An 8154-nucleotide genomic window follows, 5' to 3' on the forward strand; every position below is an offset into this window, starting at 1 on the left:
GCCATCAGCGCCAGCACCTCCCGCTCGCGCGGCGTCAGCCGGTCCAGCGGGTCGCGCCGGCGCCGCAGCAACTGGCGCACCACCTCCGGGTCCACCACGGTGCCGCCGGCCGCCACCGCGCCGACCGCCGCCACGAACTCCTCGACCTGCCCGATCCGGTCCTTCAGCAGGTACCCGACGCCGGAGCCGTCCCCCGAGTCCAGCAGCTCGGCGGCGTACGAGCGCTGCACGTACTGGCTGAGCACCAGCACCGGCAGGCCGGGGCGCCGGGCGCGCAGCGCGACGGCGGCCCGCAGGCCCTCGTCGGTCTGCCCGGGCGGCATCCGCACGTCGGTGATGACGACGTCCGGCACGTGCTCGTCGACGGCGGCGCTCAGCGCCCCGGCGTCCCCCACCGCGGCGACCACCTGGTGGCCGAAGCGCTCCAACAGGCCGATCAGGCCCTCGCGCAGCAGCACGCCGTCCTCGGCGAGCACCACCCGGAGCGGCCTCACGGGCGGTCCGGGGTGTGCGGGCCGCCCGGGGTGGGCGTGAGGCCCGAGGTGCGTGTGAGGTCCTCGGCACGCGGGCCGATCGGGGTGCACGGGATCTCCACGCGCAGCAGGGTCGGGCCTCCGGGCGGGCTGCTCACCGTCAGGGTGCCGTCGACCACGGAGACCCGGTCGGCCAGCCCGGTGAGACCGGTGCCGCCCGCCGGATCGGCGCCGCCGCGTCCGTCGTCCGACACCTCGACGGTCAACAGCCCGTCGGCGTACCGCCCGTCGACGCGGGCGGAACGGGCACCGCTGTGCTTGGCGACGTTCGCCAGTGCCTCGGTGACCGCGAACCAGCCGGCCGACTCGACCGCGGCCGGCAGCCGACCGGGCAGCGCGAAGGTGACGTCCACCGGCACCGGCGACCGGTCGGCGGCGTCCGCGCAGGCGTCCGGCAGACCCCGGTCGGTCAGCACCTGCGGATGGATGCCGTTGATCAATTCCCTGAGCTCGGCCAGCACGTCCCCCGCCTCCCGGTGCGCCTGCGCCAACCGGTCGGCGAGCGGGCTGCCGGGCGGCGCGTCCAGCCTGGCGAGTCCGAGCGTCATCGCCAGGGCGACCAGGCGCTGTTGGGCACCGTCGTGCAGGTCCCGCTCGATCCGGCGCCGTTCCGCCTCGAAGGCGTCCACCAACCGGGCCCGCGAGCGGACCAGTTCGCCGATCCGCGCCTCCTGGCCGCCCGGCGCCAGCACCGCCCGCACGAGTGCGGCCCGCCCCGCCGCCACCGCGGTCAGCGGATAGGCGAGCAGTGCCGCCGCCAGCACCCCGGCGACACCCAACGCCGCCGCCACGTACGGGGAGTGGACCTGCCAGAGCTTGAGGACGTTCACCTGCTCGCCGTCGAGCAGCAGCAGCGGCAGCGCCGCCAGCAGGTAGCCGGGCACCGCGATCGCGCAACCCGCGACGGTCAGGTCGATCGGCCACAGCACGAAGGCGGCGAGCGCCGCGAAACCCAGCTCCCGCCAGGTCGCCCGCTCGCGGTAACGCAGCCGCAGCCAGGCCGGGAGACCCGGGCGGGCCGGCACCTGGTGGGGGCCGGGCACCGGCGCGCCGTCCAGCAGCCGGACCAGCCGCCGTTCCCACGCCGCGAACGGCACCCCGACCAGACCCAGGCCCAGCAGCAGGGGCAGCCCGACCAGCAGGACGGCGAGCGCACCGGCGACCGTCCCCGCCAGCAGCAGCCCCGCACAGAGCAGCAGCCCGGCCGTCCCGGAGGCCAGCAGGTAGCCGGCGGCCCGCCAGGGCAGCCCGCCGCGCAGGAATCCGGGCCGGGCCAACGCCTGCCACGGCGCACCGCCGCGCCCGTCCGTACCCATCCCGCCGCCCCTCCGCCGTCCCGTCGCCCGCCTGGTTCCGCCCCACCCTAGGCGGCCCCGGCGGCCCGTGCGGTAGGGCTGGCCCTACCTCGGAAGGTGGGCCCCGGCCTGCTGATCCGGCCCGCTGGCCGGCGGTTGGCTGGAGGGCATGAGGATGATGCGGATCGCGCTGAGGTCGCTGAGGGTGCGTTGGGTGTCGCTGCTGGGTGCGTTCACGGCCCTGGCGCTCGGAGTGGCGATGACGGCGGTGATGCTGCTCGGCCTGGCCACCGCGGTGTCCTGGCCGGGGGGCGGCGGCGAGGCGATGGTGTCGCTGGTCGCCGCGCTCGGCACCGCCGGCGGGGTGAGCGCCTTCGTCTCGGCGTTCGTCGTCGCCTCGACCTTCGCCTACACCGTGGCCCAGCGCCGTCGCGAGCTCGGACTGCTGCGGCTGGCCGGCGCCACCCGCGCCCAGGTGAGGCGCGCGGTACTGGCCGAGGCGCTGGTGGTCGGCGCCGTCGCCTCCGCCGCCGGGTGCGTGCTCGGACGGCTCGGCGCGCCCGCCGCGGTGCGGTGGCTGACGGAGGTCGGGATGGCCCCGCCCGGGTTCACCGTCGACCAGCGGACCTGGCCCCTGGCCGCCGCCTTCCTGACCGGCCTGCTGGTCGCCCTCGGCGGCGTCCTCGTCGCCGCCCGCCGCGCCGGGCGCCTCGGCCCGCTGGACGCCCTGCGCAGCGCCGACCTCGACACCGGCGTGATGACCACCGGGCGCTGGATCTGGGGCCTCGGGCTACTGGCGGCCGCGGCCGGGCTGATCGGCTCGGCCCTGCTCACGGACCCCGTCGGCCTGCTGCACCGCAAGACCTACACCGTCCGGCCGATGGTGCTCGTCTCGGCCTGCGGGCTGCTCGCGCCCGCCCTCGCCCGGCCGCTGCTGCGCCTGCTCGGCCGGCTGCCGGCCCGGCTGTCCCGCTGGTCGGGCCGGCTGATGCGGGAGAACGCCGCCGCCGCGGTGCGCCGCACCGGGGCGATCGCCGCGCCGGTGCTGGTGTCGGTCGCCCTGACCGGCTCGCTGGCCGGCGCCGTGGACACCGTGAGCGCCTCCCGGACGGCCGAGGCCCGGGCGCGGACCGGCGCCGACTTCGTCCTCACCCCCGGTACGGACACCCCGAGTACGGACACCCCCGGTACGGACACCCCCGGCGTGGGCCGCCCGGGGCTGGTCGAGTCCCTGCGGACGCTTCCCGGGGCGGTCGTCTCCCCCACCGGACCGACCCGGCTCGCACTGGTCGAGCCGGACGGCAACGCGGTGCGCTCCGAGGCGCGGACGGCCGATCCCGCCGCACTGGCCGGAGTGGCCCGGCTGCCGGTGGTCGCCGGATCGGTGGCCGCGCTCACCGACGACGGCATCGTGCTGCCGCTGGAGTGGGGCCACCGGGCCGTCGGCGACCCGGTGCCGGTCGTCCTCGCGGACGGCCGCCGGGTGACCCTGCGGGTCGCCGCCGTCCTGCGGGACGGACTCGGCGACAACGGCCTGTACGTGACCGCCGCCAACGCTCCCGGATCCCGGACGGACCGCATCGACGTCCGGTCCGCCCCCGGGTCGGACCGGGTCTCGCTGGAGGCGGGGCTGCGTGCCACGGCCGCCCGCTTCGGCGCCCGGGTCGACACCCGCGAACGGTGGCTGGCCGCCACCGCCCCCGCCAACGGCCGGACCGCCCGGCTGAGGATCGTGCTGGTCCTCGGCCTCGCACTGACGTACACCGGCATCGCGCTCGTCAACATCCTCGCGATGGCGACCGCCGACCGCCGCCGGGAACTCGCCCTGCTGCGCCTCACCGGCGCCACCCGGACGCAGGTGGTCGGGCTGGTGACCGGCGAGTCGCTGCTCGTGGTGGCGGTGGGCGCCCTGCTGGGCTGCGCGGTCGCCGCCGTCCAACTCGGTGCGATGAACGCCGCCCTGGCCCTGCTCGGCAGTCCCCCGCCCCTGGTGCTTCCCTGGCGGCCGGTCGGCGCGGTGACCGCCGCCTGCCTCCTGCTGGCCGCCCCCGGCGCGGCCCTGGCCGCCCTCCGCACCCTCCGCCCCCGCCCGGTGGACGCGGCCCGGGGGTAGGCACGGGAGGCCTGTAGGACGTGTCTTCGAAGGCGTACGGATGCCGCACAGGGGCGCTGGGGGCACCCGGATCGACCACCCGAGCGCCCATGGAAGACGGCTCCTAGCGGCGGACGAGGCGGGTGAGGGTGATGCCGTTGGGGAAGGCGGTGCGTTCGGCGACGTCGAAGACGGTCGGGTCGAAGGTGCCGTCGAAGGCAGGGATGCCGGCGCCGGCGACCACCGGGTAGTTCTTGATCAGCAGTTCGTCGACCTCGCCGAGCAGGGCTCCGGCGAGCTTGCCTCCGCCGCAGAGCCAGATGTCGAGGCTGCCGCTCTCCTCCTTCTTGAGGTCCCGGACGAGGGCGACCGGGTCACCGGGGACGACGGTGACGGCCGGGTCGGTGTCGGGGGCGAGGGTGCTGGACACCACGTACTGGCGCAGGTGGGCGTAGGGGCTGGTGATGCCCGCGTCGAGGGCGGGGCGGTAGGCACCGAGGCCCATGAGGACGGTGTCGAAGCGCCGGTTGGGCGCGTCGGCCAGCCCGAGGGGGGCTCGCGCGACGGTCGGGACGGTCTCGGGGTAGAGCGTGTTGGTCCAGGCGGTGTAGGCCGCGGCCTGCTCCTCGTCCCCCTGGGGGAAGAAGTGGTACTCGCCACCGGGGCCTGCGATGCGGCCGTCGAGGGTGACGGCAACGTAGTACACGAGCTTTCGCACTCTGATGACTCCACATGTAGTACTCTGATTGAAGTGGTTTCAACATAGTACTACGCCTGGAGTGGTGTCAATGGTGAGACGGAACGACCAGCGGCGGGCCGCCCTCGTCGACGGCGCGATCGAGGTGCTGGCGAGGGAGGGCGCACGGGGCCTAACCTTCCGGGCCGTCGACGCGGAGGCCGCCGTACCCGCCGGCACCGCCTCCAACTACTTCGCCAACCGCGACGACCTGCTCACCCAGGCCGGGGCACGCGTCTACGAGCGGCTCCAGCCCGACGAGGCCACCGTCACCCGCCACCGCACGGCCGAGCGCGACCGCGAGACCTACGCCGAGCTGATGCGCGAACTGGTGGCCCGCGTCTCGTCCTTCCGCACCGGCTACCTGGCGCTGCTCGAACTCCGGCTGGAGGCGACCCGCCGCCCCGAACTGCGCACGGTCCTCACCGAGCGCGTCCGCGCAGACCTCGACGCCAACGTCGCCTACCACCTGGCGTCCGGCCTGCCCGGCGACGCCACGGCCGTCAAACTGCTCTACCTGGCCCTGAACTGGTTGATCGTCGAACAGCTCACCCTGCCCGACGTGCTCACCCCGCAGGAGCGCGACGAACTCGTCGCCGCCGCGGTGGACCGCATCGTCCCGCCCCGGTAGCGGCGCCCCGACCCGCACCGCGGCCGGCCGGCCGCCCTGAACGGGCTCCCCCGAGAGGACGGACGCATGACGGAGCACCCGGAGGGGTCGGTGACGGCCTCGTGGCGGCGGATCGACGCCTGGCCGGCGGTGCACGCCCCGGCCGCGTCGGCGGCGCTCCGTCCGCCGGCCGGTGCGGACGCGGTGGAGGCGGCCGAGCGGGCGCTCGGAGTGCCGTTCCCCGTCGAGCTGCGCGAGTCGCTCGGCTGCCACGACGGCGCCACCGGGTGGACCGGCCTGCTGCCGGAGCAGTCGCCGCTCGGCGCGGCGGACATCGCCGAGCACGGGCGGATGCGTCTGGAGACCGCGGCCGGGACCGACGGACTGGTGACGCGTCCCTGGGACGACGAGCCCTGGTGGCACCCGTTGTGGGTGCCCTGGGCCGAGAGCGCCGACGGCGGCGTCCAGGTGATCGACCTGCGCCCCGGCCCCGGCTCCGGCCGGCTGGGGTGGGCCGGCCACTCGGGTGGCGGTGACTTCTCCGGCGCCTGGCCGGGCCTGGCCGCGTACCTGCACGAGGTGTCCCGCGCCCTGTGGCACGGCGGCGGCGTCCGCGGAACGTACCACCCCTACCTGACCGCGGACGGCGACCTGTGGTGGGACTGCGCCGGGGACCGCCCGTCCCTGAACGGCGAACCGCTCACCCCGGCCCCGGTGGGCCCGGGGTGAGCCGTCCGCAGGTCACTGGTTGTCGAGGCTGCGGGCGGCGTCGGTGAGGGCGGTCAGGACGGGGGCGATCAGCGGGTGGTGTTCGGCGCCGGCGCGGACGGCGGCGAAGACCTTGCGGGTGGCGAGTTCGGTGTCCACCGGGCGGACGGCCACCGCGGAGAGGTCGGCGCCGGGCAGGGCCGAGCGCGGGACGAGGGCGACGCCTGCGCCCGCGGAGGCGAGCGCGACCACGGCCCGGAAGTCGTCCGAGGAGTGCACCAGCCGGGGCTGGAACCCGGCGTGCTCGCAGGCGAGCAGCACCACGTCGTGGCAGGGGTTGCCGGGGTAGGGGCCGATCCACGGCTCGGCGGCCAGGTCGGCGACCGGGACGGGGCCCTCGCCGGCGGCCAGCGGGTGGCCGAGCGGCAGGACGGCACGGAACGGCTCGGCGTACAGCGGCACCCGGGTCAGCCGCTGGTCGTCGGCGCGCGGGGCGCCGCGGTACTCGACGGCGACGGCGATGTCGGCCTGGCCGTCCAGCAGCATCGGCAGACTGGCGTCGCCCTCGGCGTCGAGGACTTTCAGCCGGACGCCGGGGGCCGCGGCGGCCAGCCCGGTGATCGCGGGGGCCAGCACGAGCGCGATGCCGGTGGCGAACGCGGCGACGGTGACCTCGCCGGCGACCCCGGCGCTGTAGGCGGCGAGGTCGGCCTCGGCGCGTTCCAGCTGGGCGAGCACCGCGTCCGCGTGGCCGAGCAGGATCTCGCCGGCCGCGGTGAGCCGTACACCCCGGCCGTCCCTGGCGAGCAGGTGGTGGCCGGTCTCCTGCTCGAGCGCGGCGAGCTGCTGCGAGACGGCGGAGGGGGTGAGGTACAGCGCGGCCGCGGCGGCCGTCACGGTGCGGTGGTCGGCCACGGCCCGCAGGGTCCGCAGCCGTCGTGCGTCGATCACGGCTCAATTCTGCCAGCGGCGCGGAGCCCGTCGTTCCGCGGCCCTGAACACCTTCCCGCAACGGCCCGTGCCGGGCGAAGCGGCTCAGGGGTCCCGGCGGCGTTCGGCGGGTTCGGTGCTCGGGGCGGGCGGCGGAGGAGCCGGTGCCGGGTGGCGGTCGACCGCGGATCCGGTGCCGGTGCCGGGCGTCGGCGTCCCGTCGGTCCCGGGCCGGCCCGACCAAGCGCGGAGCCTGGCCGCCAGTGCGGCCGAGCGGTCGAACATCCGCCGGCCGGTGAGCACGTACTGGAACAGGCAGCCCGCGAGGACGACGGCCACCCCGCCGGCCGCGTCCAGCAGCCAGTGGTTGGCGGTGCCGACCACCACGAACAGGGTGAGCAGCGGGTAGAGCACCGCGACGGCCCACACCCAGCGCCGCCGGGTCGCGGCGATCACCGCCGCCGCGCACCAGAACGCCCAGGCGCAGTGCAGCGAGGGCATCGCCGCGAACTGGTTGGTGAGGGCGGTGAGCGCGCCGAGCGGCGAGCCGTCCGGCCCGCCGTACGGGCTGTCGCGCAGGCCGAGGCCGGGGGTGAGCCGGGGCGGGGCGAGCGGGTAGCCCCAGAAGCCGAGCAGGGCGAGGCCGGTCGCGGTGAAGAGCACCGTGCGGCTGGTGCGGTACCGGCGGGGGTGGCGCAGGTAGAGCCAGCCGAGCACGGCCAGCGGCCCGATGAGGTGGAAGGTCTTGTAGTACTGCAGCGAGAGGTCGAGCATGCCGTGGGTGTGCAGCACCCAGCCGTTGATCGCCCGTTCGACGTCGATCCGCAGGAACCTCTCCGCCCCGTAGATGTCGCGGGCGTTCTCGACGGCGGACTCGATCCGGTTCGGCGCCGCGTTGCGGATCTTGGTGTAGATGCCGTAGCCGACCTGGATGAACAGCAGTTCCATCAGCAGGTTGGGCCGGCTGACCGGGCGCAGCTTGGCGGGCAGCAGGGGCAGCCGGCGGCGGCCGAAGGGGTGGTGCGGGGTCGGTGCGGGGGTGCGGTGCAGCGTCCAGAGCGGGTCGGTGGTGCGGCGGAAGGGCAGCAGCGCGGCGGCCGCGGCGGCGGTCAGCGGGGCGGCGCCGCGCAGCAGGAAGGTGGTCACCGGTTCGATCTGCGGGTCGAGCATGCTGCTGGACAGCAGGGCGACGGTGACGGCAACGACCGGCCACAGCGCCCGGTCCTCGGGTCTGCGGCCGAGGCGGCCGA

At 76.1% G+C, this 8154-nt stretch carries 8 protein-coding genes; 3 read left to right on the plus strand and 5 right to left on the minus strand.

Annotated elements, in window-relative coordinates:
• Together ABZ641_RS19500 and ABZ641_RS19505 are read right to left on the minus strand one after the other, a co-directional pair.
• On the minus strand, positions 1-476 hold a 476-nt coding region (locus ABZ641_RS19500), incomplete at its 3' end, for a response regulator transcription factor (protein WP_359983346.1).
• A 14-nt stretch (positions 477-490) separates the two neighbouring features.
• Entirely contained in the window at positions 491-1849 is a 1359-nt protein-coding gene (locus tag ABZ641_RS19505) for a sensor domain-containing protein (RefSeq protein ID WP_344625862.1), read from the minus strand.
• Between the two features lie 148 nt (positions 1850-1997).
• On the opposite strand from ABZ641_RS19505, the gene ABZ641_RS19510 reads away from it, so the two are divergent.
• Complete coding sequence (locus tag ABZ641_RS19510) at positions 1998-3941, plus strand: ABC transporter permease (RefSeq protein WP_359983336.1); 1944 nt, start codon at positions 1998-2000, stop codon at positions 3939-3941.
• A 103-nt stretch (positions 3942-4044) separates the two neighbouring features.
• Here ABZ641_RS19510 and ABZ641_RS19515 read toward each other — a convergent pair whose 3' ends face one another.
• Positions 4045-4638 carry a dihydrofolate reductase family protein gene (locus ABZ641_RS19515; RefSeq protein ID WP_344625864.1) on the minus strand — a complete coding sequence of 198 codons (594 nt, stop codon included), beginning with the start codon at positions 4636-4638 and terminating at the stop codon, positions 4045-4047.
• Between the two features lie 70 nt (positions 4639-4708).
• Here ABZ641_RS19515 and ABZ641_RS19520 point away from each other — a divergent pair, with 70 nt between their 5' ends.
• Positions 4709-5287, plus strand: coding sequence for a TetR family transcriptional regulator (locus tag ABZ641_RS19520; protein ID WP_344625865.1), 579 nt, complete (start codon positions 4709-4711; stop codon positions 5285-5287).
• Between the two features lie 66 nt (positions 5288-5353).
• Positions 5354-5995 carry an SMI1/KNR4 family protein gene (locus ABZ641_RS19525; RefSeq protein WP_359983340.1) on the plus strand — a complete coding sequence of 214 codons (642 nt, stop codon included), beginning with the start codon at positions 5354-5356 and terminating at the stop codon, positions 5993-5995.
• A 12-nt stretch (positions 5996-6007) separates the two neighbouring features.
• Here the strand turns inward: ABZ641_RS19525 and ABZ641_RS19530 are convergent, their stop codons facing one another.
• Entirely contained in the window at positions 6008-6925 is a 918-nt protein-coding gene (locus tag ABZ641_RS19530) for a LysR family transcriptional regulator (RefSeq protein WP_344625867.1), read from the minus strand.
• Positions 6926-7009: 84 nt separating this feature from the next.
• Positions 7010-8154, minus strand: a 1145-nt coding sequence (locus ABZ641_RS19535; protein WP_359983343.1) for a phosphatase PAP2 family protein, incomplete at its 5' end; no start/stop codon positions are given.

The sequence above is a fragment of the Kitasatospora sp. NPDC007106 genome, from assembly GCF_040634455.1.
In the GTDB taxonomy this organism is placed as follows: domain Bacteria; phylum Actinomycetota; class Actinomycetes; order Streptomycetales; family Streptomycetaceae; genus Kitasatospora; species Kitasatospora arboriphila.